15 protein-coding genes are annotated in these 16,618 nt (G+C 45.5%); 8 read left to right on the top strand and 7 right to left on the bottom strand.

What is annotated here, in order from left to right; all coding sequences use genetic code 11:
• The first annotated feature begins 103 nt into the window (after window positions 1-103).
• The 6 genes from QUB51_RS21375 (at window position 104) to QUB51_RS21350 (ending at window position 5,439) form a co-directional block, all read left to right on the top strand.
• Window positions 104-1,054, top strand: a complete 951-nt coding sequence (locus QUB51_RS21375; protein WP_333263213.1) for a glycosyltransferase family 10 domain-containing protein — start codon at window positions 104-106, stop codon at window positions 1,052-1,054.
• Window positions 1,055-1,065: 11 nt separating this feature from the next.
• Window positions 1,066-2,178 carry a formylglycine-generating enzyme family protein gene (locus QUB51_RS21370; protein ID WP_333263209.1) on the top strand — a complete coding sequence of 371 codons (1,113 nt, stop codon included), beginning with the start codon at window positions 1,066-1,068 and terminating at the stop codon, window positions 2,176-2,178.
• Window positions 2,179-2,275: 97 nt separating this feature from the next.
• On the top strand, window positions 2,276-3,250 hold the full coding sequence (locus QUB51_RS21365; RefSeq protein WP_333263206.1) for an Npun_R2821/Npun_R2822 family protein: 975 nt from the start codon (window positions 2,276-2,278) through the stop codon (window positions 3,248-3,250).
• Window positions 3,247-4,119, top strand: a complete 873-nt coding sequence (locus tag QUB51_RS21360; RefSeq protein WP_333053818.1) for an Npun_R2821/Npun_R2822 family protein — start codon at window positions 3,247-3,249, stop codon at window positions 4,117-4,119. Before QUB51_RS21365 ends, QUB51_RS21360 begins: the two co-directional genes overlap by 4 nt.
• Before the next feature lie 12 nt (window positions 4,120-4,131).
• A complete protein-coding gene (locus QUB51_RS21355) occupies window positions 4,132-4,389 on the top strand; it encodes a hypothetical protein (RefSeq protein ID WP_333278745.1) in 258 nt (85 codons plus the stop codon).
• A gap of 27 nt (window positions 4,390-4,416) precedes the next feature.
• Window positions 4,417-5,439, top strand: a complete 1,023-nt coding sequence (locus QUB51_RS21350) for an Npun_R2821/Npun_R2822 family protein (RefSeq protein WP_333053815.1) — start codon at window positions 4,417-4,419, stop codon at window positions 5,437-5,439.
• Window positions 5,440-5,442: 3 nt separating this feature from the next.
• On the opposite strand, the gene QUB51_RS21345 is transcribed toward QUB51_RS21350, so the two are convergent.
• The 4 genes from QUB51_RS21345 to QUB51_RS21330 all read right to left on the bottom strand — a co-directional run bounded on the left by QUB51_RS21345 (window position 5,443) and on the right by QUB51_RS21330 (window position 10,625).
• Window positions 5,443-6,393 carry an NAD-dependent epimerase/dehydratase family protein gene (locus tag QUB51_RS21345; RefSeq protein WP_333053814.1) on the bottom strand — a complete coding sequence of 317 codons (951 nt, stop codon included), beginning with the start codon at window positions 6,391-6,393 and terminating at the stop codon, window positions 5,443-5,445.
• 186 nt (window positions 6,394-6,579) lie between these two features.
• On the bottom strand, window positions 6,580-6,954 hold the full coding sequence (locus QUB51_RS21340) for a hypothetical protein (RefSeq protein WP_333047934.1): 375 nt from the start codon (window positions 6,952-6,954) through the stop codon (window positions 6,580-6,582).
• Between the two features lie 199 nt (window positions 6,955-7,153).
• Window positions 7,154-8,830 (bottom strand): AarF/ABC1/UbiB kinase family protein, encoded by a 1,677-nt coding sequence (locus tag QUB51_RS21335; protein ID WP_333263203.1) that lies wholly within the window; start codon window positions 8,828-8,830, stop codon window positions 7,154-7,156.
• Between the two features lie 637 nt (window positions 8,831-9,467).
• On the bottom strand, window positions 9,468-10,625 hold the full coding sequence (locus QUB51_RS21330; protein ID WP_333053812.1) for a DegT/DnrJ/EryC1/StrS family aminotransferase: 1,158 nt from the start codon (window positions 10,623-10,625) through the stop codon (window positions 9,468-9,470).
• A gap of 127 nt (window positions 10,626-10,752) precedes the next feature.
• Here QUB51_RS21330 and QUB51_RS21325 point away from each other — a divergent pair, with 127 nt between their 5' ends.
• Window positions 10,753-11,532: an ABC transporter permease gene (locus QUB51_RS21325; protein ID WP_333053811.1), complete on the top strand. Its 780-nt coding sequence runs from the start codon at window positions 10,753-10,755 to the stop codon at window positions 11,530-11,532.
• Between the two features lie 278 nt (window positions 11,533-11,810).
• A complete protein-coding gene (locus tag QUB51_RS21320; protein WP_333263201.1) occupies window positions 11,811-12,431 on the top strand; it encodes a Uma2 family endonuclease in 621 nt (206 codons plus the stop codon).
• 115 nt (window positions 12,432-12,546) lie between these two features.
• Here QUB51_RS21320 and QUB51_RS21315 read toward each other — a convergent pair whose 3' ends face one another.
• The 3 genes from QUB51_RS21315 to QUB51_RS21305 form a co-directional block, all read right to left on the bottom strand.
• Complete coding sequence (locus QUB51_RS21315; protein WP_333053809.1) at window positions 12,547-14,436, bottom strand: hypothetical protein; 1,890 nt, start codon at window positions 14,434-14,436, stop codon at window positions 12,547-12,549.
• Window positions 14,437-14,595: 159 nt separating this feature from the next.
• Window positions 14,596-15,270 carry a nitroreductase family protein gene (locus QUB51_RS21310; protein ID WP_333053808.1) on the bottom strand — a complete coding sequence of 225 codons (675 nt, stop codon included), beginning with the start codon at window positions 15,268-15,270 and terminating at the stop codon, window positions 14,596-14,598.
• A gap of 261 nt (window positions 15,271-15,531) precedes the next feature.
• On the bottom strand, window positions 15,532-16,518 hold the full coding sequence (locus tag QUB51_RS21305; protein ID WP_333053807.1) for a GntR family transcriptional regulator: 987 nt from the start codon (window positions 16,516-16,518) through the stop codon (window positions 15,532-15,534).
• Between the last annotated feature and the right edge of the window lie 100 nt (window positions 16,519-16,618).

The raw sequence follows: 16,618 nt of genomic DNA, 5'->3' as shown, positions 1-16,618 counted from the left end.
TTAAAATCCCGTAGGGGCGGGTTTTACCAACCATAATTGCCTAAAATAAACAATCTCATAAACCCGCCCTGCCCACATCAGAAAACCATATTTATTATTAAAAATGAACCCAAAAATTATCGGCACAATCACCACCTATCCAGGCATGAGTCAAAGCGACTGGCTGTGGCAACAAACCCCCCAAAACTTCGGCAAATGGGGAAACATTCAAATGCTCGCCAACCACCCCGAACCAGACTTTTTACTCATGTATCAATTCGACTTTCCCCGATCGCCAAAACAGCAATCCTGGCTCGATAAAATCCGCCGTCCAAGCCCTCAAAACCCAGAAAATGACATTCGAGACAAATTGCGCGGTGTCCCCAAGGAACGCATAATTTACCTGATCCGGGAGCCGCCATTACCAGAAGTTATTGAAATTACCAAAGCCAACTACGAACAAGCCAAACTTTATTGCGGTTACGTTTCCGGGCCAGACAATTTCGCACCAAAACCCGATTATATGCCCGCGATTTGGTATCACTCTAACTCGTTTCGAGAACTGGATGAAATGCCGCCACCAGCTAAAACTAAATCCTGTTCTTGGATTACTTCAGGTGTTAGCCGCAGCGCCAATCACCGCCACAGATTAGACTTTATCAAATTGCTGCAATCACAAGAATTAGATTTTGACCTTTACGGGCGAAACTTGCCAACTTGGGCGCGCGGTAACGGCACTGTAAACAATAAATGGCACGCCGTTGCACCCTACTATTACAACTTAGCTATAGAAAATTATGCAGAAAACGATTGGTATGTCAGCGAGAAGCTTTGGGATGCCTTATTAGCTTGGTGTTTGCCAATTTATTACGGCGGTTCGGCGGCGGATAAGTTGTTGCCGGCGGGGAGTTTTCTGCGGCTGCCGAGTTTGGATGAGAAAGGAGTAGAATTTATTAAAGAGGTTGTGGCTACGCCGGATTATTGGCATGAAGCCAGGGATAAAATTGCCGAAGCCAGACAAATCATTCTCCACGAATTGAACTTGCTCAATTGGCTGTCTAACTTTGTATCTTAGGAAATAGCGCAATGGCAGAAAACCCAAATCAACCCAGAGAATATGATGCCGTACTCGGCGGTCAATCTCAAGTGCCATTGGGTGCAGCCGTCTTAGGTGGCATTCGCGGTGTTAAGAGTCGTTTGGCTTCACCGATTGTCGAGGTGAAAATTGCTGCGCTGTCTGAAGCGCTGAAATATGGAAAGGCTGGCTTAGATTTAATAATTGCGGCACTGCAAGATGAATCGATGCAAGTAAAATTAGCTGCCTATTCACTGCTGAAAGATAGAGATGACTTAAAGCTTAAACCCCTTTTCCCTCAAGACTATCTCCCTACATTTGACTTTGATGTCATCACAGTCGATGCTGAAGGAAAAGAAAATAGTCGCAGCCGTCATTATGCTCGCTTTTTTCCCGAAGACTTAGGGAACGCAATTGTACTGGAAATGGTTTATATTCCCGGAGGAACTTTTATGATGGGTTCCCCAGCAACAGAATCAGGTATATATGATGAAAGTCCGCAGCATCAAGTAACAGTACCCGCTTTTTATGCAGCCAAATATCTTATCACCCAAGGACAGTGGCAAGCAGTGATGGGAAATAACCCCTCGAAGTTCCAATGTGAAAAACGTCCTATAAACAATGTACCGTGGTATCATGCCGTCGCATTCTGTGGCAGACTCTCGCAACAAACCGGGAAAAAATATCGCCTTCTGAGTGAAGCAGAATGGGAATACGCATGTCGTGCCGGTACAACAACCCCATTTCATTTTGGGAAAACCGTTACCCCGGATTTAGTCAACTATAAGGGAAACCCCTACGCAAAAGTCCCCACAGGACTTTACCGCCAACCAACAACCGATGTCGGGAGTTTTCCCCCCAATGCCTTTGGACTGTACGATATGCACGGCAATGTTTGGGAGTGGTGCAGCGATAGGTGTCATAGGAACTATAATGGCGCACCCACTGACGGAAGTTCCTGGGAAACTGGTAAAGATGATTGCCGCGTGCAGCGTGGCGGTTCTTGTTACAACTATGCGGTCGATTGCCGCAGTGCCAATCGCAGGTCGGGAGCGACGGATCTTCTTTGGAAGCCCGGTAGGGGTTTTCGCGTTGCGGCGACATCGCTTTCTCCCTCCTCCTAATTTTCCCCCGATCGCCCTCCTCTACCATTTTACTAACTGATTCGGCGGTTGAAACCGCAACTATACAAACAAATTCCGCCTTCGCGAGACTATAGATATGAATGGAATTTGCACGCTTGCCAACGATACAGTTTACGACCAACTAATTGCCTTGCTCAACAGTATTGAAGTTATCTTAGGCTCAAATACTCCCGTCTGCATTTATCCTTTCGACGACCAAATAGAGCAAATCAAAGCTGAAATTGTTAACCGTCCCAACGTCTTTATTTATGAAGATAGCGCATCTATTCAGCGATGGGACAAATTCATGCAAGCAGCCGCACCAGAGCGTTTGAACCGCAAAAAATTCCGGCTTTACGGCGCACACCGGCGCTTTTGCGCTTTCGACGGCCCCTTTGACAAGTTTATCTATATGGATGCCGATACTTTGGTGATGAATTCCCTTGATGCGGTTTTTCTGAAGTTAGAGGAATCGGATTTTGTGGTTTATGATTTTCAATTTCGCGATCCAACTAAAGTATACAATATTCAGTCGCCAAAACTGCTCGAAGTTTTTGAGCAAAATCGGATAGACTCGGAAATATTTTGTTCGGGATTTTACGCCAGCAAGCAAGGATTGTTTGAGCAAGATACTAGGGAATGGCTGTTAGCTCAACTGCAATCGGGCGAGGCGGAAATTCTCTATAAAGGTGCGGGAGAACAGCCGTTGCTCAATTATATGGTGATGAAAACGGGGATGAATAGCTATAATTTTGCTTATAGCCTCCCGGATGGCGAAAAAACTGGGTGCAGTGTCACTTCTAAACATTTTGAAGAGCAAGATCAGATTTTGTACGACAAGGGAAACCGACTTACTTACATTCATTATATTGGTGTGCCGCCGGATTTAATTCGGAGAGTTTGTGCGGGGGAAAATATTGAGTTTCCCTATCGCGATTTGTTCCTGCATTACCGCTATCTCCGCGAACCGTCAAAGCGTCCGATTTTTGCCCAAGCGCCCAAGTCTTATACTGAGGTTTCTGGGGCGAATTTGTTAACCAGGGTATTGAGAAGGTTGAGGATAAATGTATGAATCGCGGTATTTATATTGTTGCGAATGATAAGGTGATCGAAAGTGCGATCGCCCTTCTAAACAGCATACGTCTGTACAATTGTCAAGTACCTGTTTTTCTGATTCCCTTCGACGACAATTATCAGCAAGTCGCAGCCGCACTCAGCAGTCTCCACGGTGTGCAATTGTTCCCAAATCTGGAGTTTGTGGAACAGTTTACCAGAGAAATTGGCCAAATGTTCGATCGCAACTTTTTAGCCCTCCCCAACAAAATGCGAAAACTCGCCGCCTGGTTTGGCCCCCTTGACGAATTTCTGTACATCGATACCGATATCATCGTCTTTGAAGATATCGCAGCCAACTTAAACAAACTATCAGAAGTAGACTTTTTTTGCTGCGACTATCACCACCTCAGCGAAAAACTGCGAAATGTATTTTCACCCGCTGTAAAAGAACAAAATATCTTTACAGACTCACAGCTTCAAGATGTATTCAACAGCGGCTTTTGGGCTTCGAGAAAAGGAACGATTACAGAATCGCAAATGTATGAAATTTTGCAAGAATGTTCGCAGCATCGAGAATATTTTGACTTTACTCAAAATGTCACCGATCAACCTATACTAAATTATATCATTCTTAAACTGATTCCCAAACGCTGCAACCTGGTTAAAGATTCAGCAACCGAACCTGGAAGCTGGGCTGGTTCTAAACATTTTCAAGAAATAGATTATGTTCTTTATGACAAAGGCAAAAGGTTAAAATATATTCACTGGGCTGGAATACCGATTAAATCGGGTAGTCCTTATTGGCAACTTTGGAAACATTATCGTTATCTCAATGAGGAAAAACCAAATTTAGTGCAAAAAATATTTCTGGCTTTCAGTAGGTGAGGATAAACTCATATGTTGTATCATTATCAACAAGCTTGGAAGAACAGGCAAGATGCCTGTTCCACAATTCATAAATTTGGTGGTGTTTTTGACACCAAACAAGCTTGGAAGAACAGGCAAGATGCCTGTTCCACAATTCCTAAATTTGGTGGTGTTTTTGACACCAAACAAGCTTGGAAGAACAGGCAAGATGCCTGTTCCACAATTCCTAAATTTGGTGGTGTTTTTGATGCCAAACAAGGTTTGAATGAGTATAATTCTTCAATCTAAAATCTAAAATCTAAAATCTAAAATCCGATGACTGATGGCATTTATATTCTGGCAAACGATGTTGTTTTCGACCACTTAGTCGCTTTATTGAACAGTCTCGAAGTCAACGGGGCAAAAAATATTCCTGTTTGCATCATTCCCTATGATGACAGAATGAAAAAAGTGCAAGTAGAAATTGCAACTCGTCCTCATGTCACCCTGTTTGAAAATACCGATTCCATCATTTTATGGGAAGACTTTGCGACTCAAGTTTGGAAAACTCATGCAAAAGCTCAAAAAGTATGGAAATCTCAAGGTTGGGAACCAGTTCAATGTTTGGAAATGCACCGAAAATTATGTTGTTTCGACGGCCCTTTTGATAAATTTATCTATTTTGATGCAGACACTCTGTTAATGGGTTCTCTAGATTATATTTATCAAAAACTTGATGATTTTGATTGGGTAGCAAACGATTTTCAATACAAATCCGACCTCAATTATATATTTGATTTGTCCTCCCCCAAATTACCTCAAATTTTAAATATTGACGGACTGCAATCTCATACTTTTTGTGCGGGTTGGTTTGCGTCAAAAGCGGGGGTTTTAAATCGAAATAATTGCTCTCAATTTTTAGAAAAATTAACATCAGGAGAGGCGGAAATTATGTCTTTGCGGGGGGCTGACCAATCTTTACTTAACTATTTAGTCGCCCGCAGCAAAATATCTTTTTACAACTTTGCATATGCTGAACCCGAACAGGTAACGGGAAATCATTGGTCTTCTCAATTTGATGTGATAGATGATGTTTTATATGATAAAGGACGGCGGCTTACTTATTTGCATTACATGAGTATTTCGGCTGCAAAGTTTACTCGCTTGTGTGCTGGTGAAGATGTGGAGATTCCTTACCGAGATGTATTTCTGCATTACCGCTATTTGAATTCGTCGGAAACACAGCCAAAACTCGTGCCTCCAAATGTGTTGGTTCGCTTGGGGAGAAATCTCAAAAGTTGGGGAATGAGAAAACTTAATAATGTTCAATTTAAGTTGCGGAATTTTGGGGATAAATAGTATCTAACTGTACAAAGACTGAATCCACTCCCATTCGCGCCTCAATCCTTCTTCTAGAGAAACCTGCGGCTGATAACCTAAGATTTTCTTGGCTTTAGACACATCTGCGCTAGTGTGCCGCGCGTCTCCCCTCGCAGCTTCGGTAAAATCTATGCGAATAGGTCGATCGACAATCCTTTGTATTGTATCAATAACTTCCTTCAAAACCACCCGACTTCCCCCACCAATATTAAAAACTTCCCCCGCAGCTTCAGGAACCTCAGCCGCCGCTAAATTCGCCGCAACGCAATCGCTGATAAACGTAAAATCCCGCGTTTGCAATCCGTCGCCGAAAATAGAAATCGCCTCATCAAACAAAATCGACTTAAAAAACTTGTGAAAAGCCATATCGGGGCGCTGTCTCGGCCCGTAAACAGTAAAATAGCGCAGGGAAGTAGTCGGAAGACCAAAATTTTTGTAATAAAGCCCACACAAACGTTCACCGGCTAACTTCGTAATTCCGTAGGGAGAAACCGGCTGCGGACAAGCGTTTTCATTCGTGGGAAAAGATTCAGCATTGCCGTAAATTGAAGAAGAAGAAGCATAGACAAACTTTTGCAATCTTGGCGCATCTTTTGCCGCTTCTAACAATACTTGAGTGCTGTTAATATTGCGTTCCGTATAGCTGCGAAAACCGTCGCCCCAGCTAGCACGAACTCCTGCTTGCGCCGCCTGATGAAATATCACCTTAGCATCAGATAAAAGACCACGCCAATTTAGAGACAAAATATCGCCTTCCACCAATTCAAAACCCGGATACTTTTCAAATCGTGCAATATTCTTGCGCTTGAGATCCGGATCGTAATAATCGTTGAACTCATCAACACCAATTACCGTCTCCCCTCGATTTAAAAGAGTTTCTACTAAGTTAGAGCCAATAAATCCCGCCGCACCTGTAACAATTAAAATACTCATTCGATTTTAGATTTTAGATTTTAGATTTTAAAAATTTTACACAAATTATTGCCTAACTTGTCATCTTCTTCTTTGTCTTCCTCTGCGTTCTCTGCGTTCTCTGCGGTTCAAAAAGCATCAAATAGGATAATCCTAGATAACTATCAACCCCCTTCCTTCTGATAAAAAGAGGTTGATAGTTAACTTTCATTGTTCAAAAGAATCTAAATCCAGCGCTTGGGAACCTCCGCGTTCTAACTCGATCAAAAGCTTACCTAGCTGAGTCCAAACTAGCCAGCCAGTGAGTACCGTCAGTGGCAAAGCTAGGGCATAACAAAGTAGTTTGGGGAAGCCAAAAATCTCCATCCCCGAAGCTAAAAATACACAAATACCGCCCGCCATTCCCAGAAAAGGTATGACCAATTGCAGCCTTGGCAGGTTAGCCAAGGTGCGAGTAGAACGATTTTTAGACCATTGTTGTACGGATTGTTTGAGAGTTGCTTCAAATGCTACGCCGGAAGCCATACCTGCTAGTAATCCAGCCGACATTAAAAAATAGGGAGGTTCTGGAAAATAATACACGAATAATTCCTTAATTTGGGTAATTGGAAATGGGGAATGGGGAATTGGGAATTGGGAATTGGGAATTGGGAATTGGGAATTGGGAATTGGCAAGAGTAGAATTATTTTTCTTCCTTCTTCCCTCTTCCTTCTTCCCTCTTCCTTCTTCCTGACATCCGTTACATCCGTCGAGCGAATCCGTTGCCGAACTTCCTTCTAATTAAAATCGAGTTAGCGCGGCTGCCCCTGCTGTGGAAAACTCCGTCAAAGCGCCTAGAGCAACGTTGAACAGGCGACTGGGCTGCAAATCTTCCTTGACTAAGTTCCACAGGCTGCGAACTTCTTCGGTGTGGATTCGATCGTCCTCAATCAAAGCTAACATTAGCTGGCGTCTCAAAAACGAGCCTTCCTCGGACAGCAAAAATTGCAAGCCTAGTTGGGCGGTGGGGAGCAAGTCGAAACTGCGATCCGATCGGGCGATCGCGATCATGTCCTCTAACCTGTTCCACTGGAATTTGCCATCTTTGAATAATACCTCAATCAGACGCCGCCGCAGAGCCGGAGATTCTCCGTTCAACAAACGCCGCGCTACATAAGGATACGCCACCTCGACTATCTTGAAATTCGGATTCAGCGTCAGGGCCAAACCTTCTTCTGTCACCAGAGAGCGAATAATTAAGGCAAATTTCGCCGGCACCCGGAAAGGATAATCGTACATCAACTCCGAAAACTGGTCTGTAATCGTCTTGAAGTTAAAATCTGACACCTTTTCGCCGACGATATCGCCGAGCACAGATTCCAGCGCCGGGACGATCGGCATAATATCTGTATCTGGAGTCAAAAAGCCAAGTTTGACAAAATCCTTGGCTAACTCTAAGTAATCTTTGTTGATCAAATGAACGACAGAATCAACCAAAGTTTCTTTAGTTGTTTCTTCCATCTGATCCATCATCCCAAAATCAATGTAAGCCATGCGGCCGTCCGCTAAGGCAAACAGATTTCCCGGATGCGGGTCAGCGTGAAAAAATCCGTGTTCCAGCAACTGCCGCAAACCGCTGCGGACTCCGACTTCAATTAAACTATCGGTATCCAAACCTGCGGCTTTAACACTTTCCATATCTGTCAGCTTGATGCCGTCAATCCATTCAAGAGTCAGAACGCAATTTGAAGTATAGCGCCAGTAAATGCTCGGAACTTTTACTGTCGGGTCGTCGGCAAAATTTGTCGCAAATTTCTCGGCGTTGCGGCCTTCATTGATATAATCAATTTCCTCGAACAATTTGATACCGAATTCATCGACGATCAAACAAAGGTCGTGACCGAGATTCAGCGGCAGCAACGGGCCCAACCATCCAGCGGCCCAGCGCATTAAGTAAAGGTCAAGGCTCAATACGGGCAGCAAATTCGGTCGCTGAACCTTGACTGCTACTGCTTCCCCGGTGAGGAGGCGAGCTCGGTAGACTTGACCAAGACTTGCCGCGGCGACAGGTTCGGGGGAGATTTCGCTGTAGGTTTCGCTAATTTTGCGATCGAGTTCCGCTTCAATAATCTCGAAAGCGCGCACCGAGTCAAACGGCGGCAATTGATCCTGAAGTTTGATCAATTCTTCGAGAAAGTCTTTGCGGATCAAATCCGGTCTGGTAGAAAGGGCTTGGCCGACTTTAATGAAAGTGGGGCCCAAGCGAGTAAGTATTTGTCGTAGGTGGGTGGCCCGTTCCGGCTGGTGTGCTGCGACTTCATGCTGCCAACTGTCCCACAGCATCCCCAGAACGAAGCCTGCAAAAGACCAAATAACGGTAATTGCGCGCCAAATTGCTTTCCAAGGACGTTTGCGGTAATACTGAGCGATCGCTTGTGGATCGTAGCGTCTAGCCTGAGTGAATTGATACTGAGGCACTCGTTTATTTTCCTCTTATCTTCTGAAAATTACAGGTTAAATTGAGAATTGGGCATCGGCCATCGGGCATCGGGCATCAGGCATCAGGCATCGGGCATCGGGCATCGGGCATCGGGCATCGGGCATCGGGCATCGGGTATCGGGGATTAGAAGTCGAAAGTTCCAACATTCTTTATTCTTTATTCTTCCTTCTTCCCTCTTCCTTCTTCCCTCTTCCCTCTTCCTGAAATCCGTTACATCCGTCGAGCGAATCCGTTGCCGAACTTCCTTCTTCATCATTGACCGATCGCACTGCAAGTTTTAGGCGAGCGGAAAATGCACCCGTTCGAGGCGGATTGCTAGCCTAAATTTGTTTCTTTTCATTAAATATAGTACATAAAAGTACAAGTGATCGGTCAAAATACTTAACAGCTCTCCCTGACCCAGCCCAACAACGGATACCGTGCTACGTACTTAAGTCGTGGAGAGATAAAAATTTTAGACCCTAGTTCAAGATCCCAGATTTATCTGTGGGGTAAATCTAAAATCTAAAATCTAAAATCTAAAATCGACTGACCGCTGCACATTCTCACACCACTGCAACCCTGCAATTCTTTTCTCCTCCTGCATTTCCCTCGCTGATGCCATCGCGCCAAAGCTACCGGATGCGATCGGCCTTTGCCAAGCAATCTTTCAGCCCATAAATCGTCCGCTCTTGTTGATCCCTCGACAGTTCCGGGAACATCGGCAAAGACAAGACTTCGCGACAAACTTGCTCAGCCTTTGACAACTGACCTGCTTGATAACCCAAAGATTTGTAAACAGGTTGCAGGTGCAAAGGTAACGGATAGTAAACCATCGAACCGATGCCAGCTTCCTGCAACTGAGCCCGCATCCAATCTCGAAAATTGCCAGAGGGATTTTGGGCGTCTTCTGGAGTTGTCAGCCGGATCGTGTATTGATTCCAAACTCCTTTTGCTTCGGGCAATTCTTTGGGGATGGCAACTCCGGGCACGCGGGAGAGAAATTCGCTGTAAAGTGCCGCTTTCTCCTGTCGCTGCGCGTTCCAACTGTCGAGATATCGCAATTTAATGCTGAGAATCACCGCTTGCAGGGCATCTAAACGGCTGTTGTAGCCGATTTCTTCGTAGAAATACCTAGAAGACTGTCCGTGTTCTTTGAGCACTCGCATCGAAGCTGCGAGGGCTGGATCGTTTGTCGTCACCGCGCCACCGTCACCGCAAGCGCCTAAGTTTTTGGTCGGATAAAAACTGAAGCAGCCGACATGGCCAATGCTGCCGACTTTTCGAGACTGCCACTGGGCCCCGACAGACTGGGCGCAATCTTCAATTACGGCTAAATTGTGCCGAGTCGCAATTTCCATCAGCCGAGTCATGTCTACCGGTTGGCCGAAGATGTGGACGGGCATAATTGCCTTGGTTTTGTCGGTAATTGCCGCTTCGAGGAGCTCGACATCCAGATTAAAAGTCTCGCTGTCAATATCGACAAATACTGGAGTGGCGCCGACGGCGCTAATTGTCTCAGCCGAAGCAAAAAAGGTAAAAGGAGTGGTAATCACTTCATCGCCAGGGCCAATTTTGAGAGCTCGCAAGGCCAAAATCAAGGCATCGGTGCCGGAGTTGCAGCCAACGCACTCGGAAACGCCGATGTAGTCGGCGAACTCTCGTTCAAAACTCTTGACGGCCGGGCCGCCTACGTAGCCGCCAGAGGCAAGCACTTTTTGCACCGCAGCGGTTATTTCGTCGCCAAGGAGCGCGTATTGGCGGGTTAAGTCGAGGGGGGGAACATTATTCACTTTTGACACCACAAATTTCAAGCATTATCAAAGCAAATTCTTGCAGCAAAACTGTTTCTCAGAAACCTTTATTCAAATATCTTATATTTGGACAGGCAAACAATCACATTATCGAAAGGGTGGGCCGGTGTTAATTCTGCTAGATTTTACTGATTTGGGTTGGGCTTTGGGGATGGTGGCGATCGCGATCGGGCTTTCGGCGTGGCAGCAATTGGGATTGGAGGGGGCGATCGCGATCGCCGCGGGGCGCACCCTGATCCAGCTAATCTTAGTCGGGTACGTGCTCGAAGTTATATTTGACCCGGAGGGGAAAAATCCTTGGCTGGTTTTAGCAGTTTTAGCAATCATGCTGACAACTGCTAGCATGGTTGCCAGCAACCGCATCAGCAAAAAAATCAAGAACTTACTGCCCTTAGTTTGGGGTTCAATTTTGATAAGTACGGCCTTGACTCTTGCCTATACAAACTTGCTAATTTTGCAACCTGACCCTTGGTACGAACCGCAATACCTGATTCCCTTAGCGGGTATGATTTTGGGCAATGCCATGAACTCCGGGGCGATCGCGGGCGAAAGACTTGTCAGTACAGTTAATAGCAGCCAGTTAGAAATAGAAACCCATTTAAGTTTAGGTTCGACGCCGCAGCAAGCAGTAAAGCAGTACCGCAAAGATGCGATAAAAGCTGGATTAATCCCGCTTTTAAATACAATGACGGTGGTAGGAATCGTAACTTTACCGGGAATGATGACAGGTCAAATGCTGAGCGGTGTCAGTCCTCTCGATGCAGCATCTTACCAGATTTTGATTATGTTTGTGTTAGCGCTGGCAACTGTAATCGCAACTCTGCTGTTGACTGAGGGATTGTCCCGGAAGTTTTTTAATCAAGATGCACAATTGATCAAATGGTAATTGGGAATTGGGCATTGGGCATTGGGAACACCAGATAGAATATAAATTAACCCGAATTATCGTAGGGGCGGGTTCACCAACATCTCCGATAAAAATGATAAATCTCATAAACCCGCCCCGCCCAAATGACTGATAACTGACAACTCATATAATCTGTACATAAATATCTAGTCGGGGCGGGTTTAGGGAATCTAGGACTGACATTAAAGATTGTCGGTGAACCCGCCCCTACAATAATTATGATTGATTTATAGGACAAGATATCGGGATAATTTACCATGATTAAAACTCCAAATCAACCAGTAACTTTTGAAGAATTTGCGGAATGGAAACCCGAAAACCGACGTTACGAACTGCACAAGGGAGGGATTATTGAAATAGCCCAGCCACCGGGAAAACATGAAGAAGTTATCGGTTTCTTAGCCTCGAAATTAACTCTTGAATTTGTCAGGCTAAACCTGCCGTACTTCATCCCCAAACAAGCATTAGTTAAGCCGCGGGAAAACGAATCAGCCTATTCTCCAGATATTTTGATATTAAACCGCCCAAATTTAGCATCAGAACATCTGTGGCAAAAGTTCTCAACTGTGACTCAAGGCGCATCAATTCCGCTCGTTGTTGAAGTCGTTAGCACGAATTGGCAAAATGACTACATCAAAAAAGTAGGCGAATACGAACTAATCGGGATTCCTGAATACTGGATTGTGGATTATCTCGGTTTGGGCGGCCGCAGGTTTATCGGGAATCCCAAGCAACCAACGATATCGGTTTATCAGTTGGTTGATGGCGAGTATGAGGTGAGTTTGTTTCGGGGAAATGATAAAATTGAGTCGTCAACTTTTCCAGAGTTGAATTTGACGGCACAACAAGTTTTTCAAGCTGGATTGATTGCGGAGTAACTCAATACCCTTGCCAAAATCTATTTGTTGGGTTAGCCGCGGTTAAATATTTACCTATTGGTGGCTTAATTGAATTGCCGCGGTCAACCAACCCTACAATATGTTCAAATCCCGGCTACTTCGGTTCGTGGCTCCCAATCCGCTTGCCTTCGCCATCGTACACCTGCATCGGGATTTTGGCGTTTTCGGCGATCGCCTCCAAAGCTTTTTGCAACGTTTGAACGTGGTTTTCTACAGCTTGGCGAGTCTTCACAGCATTGTTGTTGTTTGCTTGAATGAAAGTTTGTTGGAGTTTCTGCACGTAACCTGGAGTCATCTGCACCGCAATCAAATCTTTGCTAACAGTATAGTCGCAAATCTTGGGGTTGCCTTTGCAAGTTCTATCTAAATCAGTACGGGCTTTTTGCATGTTCCTTTCTTCCTGCAACTTTACTTCTGCTTGCTGCAATGAAGTTGTGTAGGAAGCGATCAGCGGTTGGGCTTTCTGAGAATAGGCAGTTGCCGCCGGCACTTGCTCCGCGTAACTCAAAGCTCTTCGCCAGGATTCTGATGCTTTAAACCAGGCGTTTTTGCCCTCAAAAATTTGAGCTTCCGCTGCTAAAGTCACAGCTTGAGTATAGGCATTTTCCGAAATTCCTTCGACATTTTTGCGCTCGCGAGCTTCGGAAAGTTTGGTTTCGTATTTGGGAACTAACAGTTTAGCTTGTTGGTAAGATGTCGTGTTCGTGGGAATTTCTGATAGGATTACGAGGGCTTCTTCCCAACCTGATTGCACTTGATCCCAAGTCTCGGCTGTCTGAGCTACGGCTTCGCGAGCTTCTGCTATTTGGGCTGTATTTTTGGCGGCGAGCAGCGTTTTTTCCGCTGTTTTCTCTGTGCTTAACTGCCGATTTCCAGTTGCTACATTCTTCCGGTACTCCTGCTTTTTTTTCTGAGCAAACGGATAAACTGGACTGTCTGCGGGGATTTCTCCGAGTTCGGCGATCGCACTTTGCCACAGAGCTTGCGCTTCCTGCCCCTTCTCGGCAGAATAAGGCGGATTTTGGGTTTTCTGGGCTGCTGACTGTGCGAGCCGCGCTGCATCGATCGCAGAGTTTAAATTCTGATTTTGCGAACGATAGCTTTCCAAGGCGCTTTGAGCTTCACCGCGATGAATTGACCAGGAGGGAATCGGTTCCAAAAGGGCGATCGCCTGTTTTAACTGTTTCTGCGCTTCTTGGGGGCTGTTGGCAACTTTTGAGGTTTTCAGCGTCTTCGTCGAATTCTCGCTCAACTGTTTGGCCTTAGCTAAAGCACTACATTCTCCGATGACGCAGGGGCGGCTCAGCATATAATAACCGCCTGCCAAAACTAGCGCGGCGACACTGATGATTCCTACTGCAGCCAGCATCGCAAACGGTGACTGCTTGGGTTTTTGGGCAACTGTTACCGCTTCCATATCCAGCGGATTGAAGGGATTGTCTGCAATATCTGCCGGGATTGCTTGCACGCTGAAGGCGATCGGATCGGAATTGCTGGAACTCTCAGAAAAATTGGGGAAATATTCTTCATCCCACGCATCTTTCTCATCTGTTTCTAACGGTATCTCCTCCTCTACATCCGCCGTCTGTACCACATTTTCTGTTAAGACTATCCCCGTTTCTTCAGCAGGGGGATTCTCGGTTTTTTTGAACAACAGCACTGTTTTTGGTTTTGACAAAACAGGGTTGTGCATGGTAAAAGAATGGAAAGCATAAGGCTGTTTTTGCCCGGTAATTTTTAGGCAAAGTCCAATCTGTTGAATAGATTCTGGTTTTATTTCGAGAATTGCTGCTTCTAGCACCGCAAAAGTCGGTTTGGCTTTGAGAACTAAACTGCGCGGGTGTTCTCCCACAACCGTTAAAGATTCATCTCGAAAATCGCAACTAATATAAAGCGGTAAGTTTTTAAATCCGGCTGCTTGCAAGTGTTGCTGCAATTTTACTTCTAGAAGTTGGGCGTTGCTTTGGATCGTTGCTGCTGTCATATTTTCTCCTCTGTCTTATCTCACAAGTTTCGATTTTAGATTTTGAATTTTAGATTTTAGATTGCAGAACAGTCGGGTTTTTTGATTAGGTTGAACTTGGGCATCGATTCATTCCAAATCTTAACTCGGAAAATTCAAGTTGCCACAAAATCTTAACTCTCAAATCTCAGCTTGCAAAGCCTGTCCATAACTTTCGCTGTAATAAACTTGAGTCACGTCAAAACGCCCGCCATATTGTTTGAAAGGTGCGGCTGCATAACCAAGCGGCAGCAAACAGCAAACATCTACTTCTTCGGGGATTTGAAAGGCTTCTTTCACCTTAGCGCTGACAAAACCTTCCATCGGACAACTGTCTACCCCAAAACTTTTAGCCACAATCATTAAGTGGGCTACTGCAAGCATTGTATGTCTGTTTGTCCAAGCTTCTAGGGAGTCGAAGCAGGGACGGTTCTCGAACAATTGCGGGATTGCTTGTCGCATATAACCTGCTAAATTGTCATTCATTGCGCCTGTGGTTTTGCCCAATTCGATGACGGCTTCGGTGTTTTCGGGGCTGCCGGCGCGCCGATCGCCACAACAGATTAATACTACTGGGGCTTCTACCACTTGGCGCTGATCGAAGGCGCAAGTTTTTAATTTTTCTTTGCTGGCTGCGTTTTGAAGTACGATAAACCGCCAAGGCTGCAAGTTGTAACCAGAGGGCGATCGCACTCCCAATCGCAAAATCTCTGCCAAGATTGCTGGGGGAATCGGATCGGGTTGGAAGCTGCGCGCGGCCCGCCGGCTTTCGATCGCCGTTTTAACATTAATTGAAGGTTGGATTTCAATTGTCATGGATAATTGGTAATTGGTAATTGGTAATTGGTAGTTGGGAATTGGGTATCCGGTATCGGGTACTGGAAGTTGAAAGTTACAAGTTCAGTCCTGGACGAATAACCTAATTATTTAGGGTGCGCCGTGGGCAGCTTACGCCCATTAGGAATTGGGAATTATACCAGTTCCCAAAAGGATGCAACTCTAAAGAATATCCCAACCATTATGCAGTCATTCCCAATTTTTTAATCGAAAATCGAAAATCGAAAATCGAAAATGGTATCATCCCAAGCCCAACTCGCGCTTGAGCAAATTAATCGACTTAGATCCGATGTAATTTTCGGAGCAGATCAGTTGCGGGGGACGAATAATATCTTCTCTAGCCGCATTGATGGCAGCTTTAACTGTAGCAAAACTCGGTTGGTCGCAAAAAATTGTTCTGGCCGATCGCACGATCGAGTTAATCTTGTACTCGTCTGAAACCAAGGCCGTCATCACCAGCAAATCCTCTCCCCGGATGCTGTGGATGATGACTTCGGTCGATCGTAGCATTCCCGGACTCAGGCTAACGAGACCCAAATAACTGTCTTTCGGCAAACCCCCGACTAGCTGGATTTCCTGGCTGTAGTCATAGATGTCTACAGGAATAACTCGCACTGAACGCGGTGCCGAAATCGATTCTGCTTCTCCGATAAAATATCGACTCGTGATCACAGTTCCCGAAGAGATTTGATCCAAAAAAGTACCTAGCTGTTCCATCGGCACTAACTGTATGGGAATACGGAGAGCTTGTTCGAGTTCTTTCGCCATCAGTTCACCCACGCCGATGTCTTCTGTGGGGGCTGTGACGACCACGCGGGCGCTGCACCTGAGCCGCCAGTCAATTTCGGTCAAAAATAATTCCCTCGCTTGGTTGAGCGTACAGCCCTGTTCCAGCAGTTGATCGATACTTCCTTGTACTATTTTGTTAGCCAGGGGATATTCTTCGAGGATCGGAGATTTGAGTTTGTTGCCTACAACTTCGTTGCCTTGAGCGCGGACGTAAATGCCCGATCCTGCTTGGGCTTCTACGAGTCCGGTATTTTCGAGCTGGCGGTATACTTTGCTGATGGTGTTGCGGTGCAAACCCGTCTGCATGGCTAGCTGTCTGGTGCTGGGCAAGCGGTGTCCGGGCGGAAATTGTCGCGAGGCGATCGCAAACCTGATTTGATTGAATAGTTGGGTGGATGCTGGAATATCGCTATCGGTTTGAATATGAAATTGAACCATTATTAAAGGCTCCGACGACTTCAACTTAGTATTTTTATAACGTCGAGTACCGCGCCTAGGATTGCTGCGATATCTCTGTCTATAGCATAATCTTATTTGG

This window comes from Microcoleus sp. AT8-A3, assembly GCF_036705675.1.
Classification (GTDB): Bacteria; Cyanobacteriota; Cyanobacteriia; order Cyanobacteriales; family Microcoleaceae; genus Microcoleus.
This window is presented reverse-complemented; position numbering and strand designations above follow the sequence as displayed.

Excerpts from the sequence above, each read along its gene's own strand:
- QUB51_RS21370 (WP_333263209.1), top strand. The coding sequence starts at position 1,066 with ATGGCAGAAAACCCAAATCAACCCAGAGAATATGATGCCGTACTCGGC.
- QUB51_RS21305 (WP_333053807.1), bottom strand. The coding sequence starts at position 16,518 with ATGGTTCAATTTCATATTCAAACCGATAGCGATATTCCAGCATCCACC.
- QUB51_RS21365 (WP_333263206.1), top strand. The coding sequence starts at position 2,276 with ATGAATGGAATTTGCACGCTTGCCAACGATACAGTTTACGACCAACTA.
- QUB51_RS21360 (WP_333053818.1), top strand. The coding sequence starts at position 3,247 with ATGAATCGCGGTATTTATATTGTTGCGAATGATAAGGTGATCGAAAGT.
- QUB51_RS21345 (WP_333053814.1), bottom strand. The coding sequence starts at position 6,393 with ATGAGTATTTTAATTGTTACAGGTGCGGCGGGATTTATTGGCTCTAAC.
- QUB51_RS21310 (WP_333053808.1), bottom strand. The coding sequence starts at position 15,270 with ATGACAATTGAAATCCAACCTTCAATTAATGTTAAAACGGCGATCGAA.
- QUB51_RS21320 (WP_333263201.1), top strand. The coding sequence starts at position 11,811 with ATGATTAAAACTCCAAATCAACCAGTAACTTTTGAAGAATTTGCGGAA.
- QUB51_RS21355 (WP_333278745.1), top strand. The coding sequence starts at position 4,132 with ATGTTGTATCATTATCAACAAGCTTGGAAGAACAGGCAAGATGCCTGT.
- QUB51_RS21315 (WP_333053809.1), bottom strand. The coding sequence starts at position 14,436 with ATGACAGCAGCAACGATCCAAAGCAACGCCCAACTTCTAGAAGTAAAA.
- QUB51_RS21350 (WP_333053815.1), top strand. The coding sequence starts at position 4,417 with ATGACTGATGGCATTTATATTCTGGCAAACGATGTTGTTTTCGACCAC.
- QUB51_RS21375 (WP_333263213.1), top strand. The coding sequence starts at position 104 with ATGAACCCAAAAATTATCGGCACAATCACCACCTATCCAGGCATGAGT.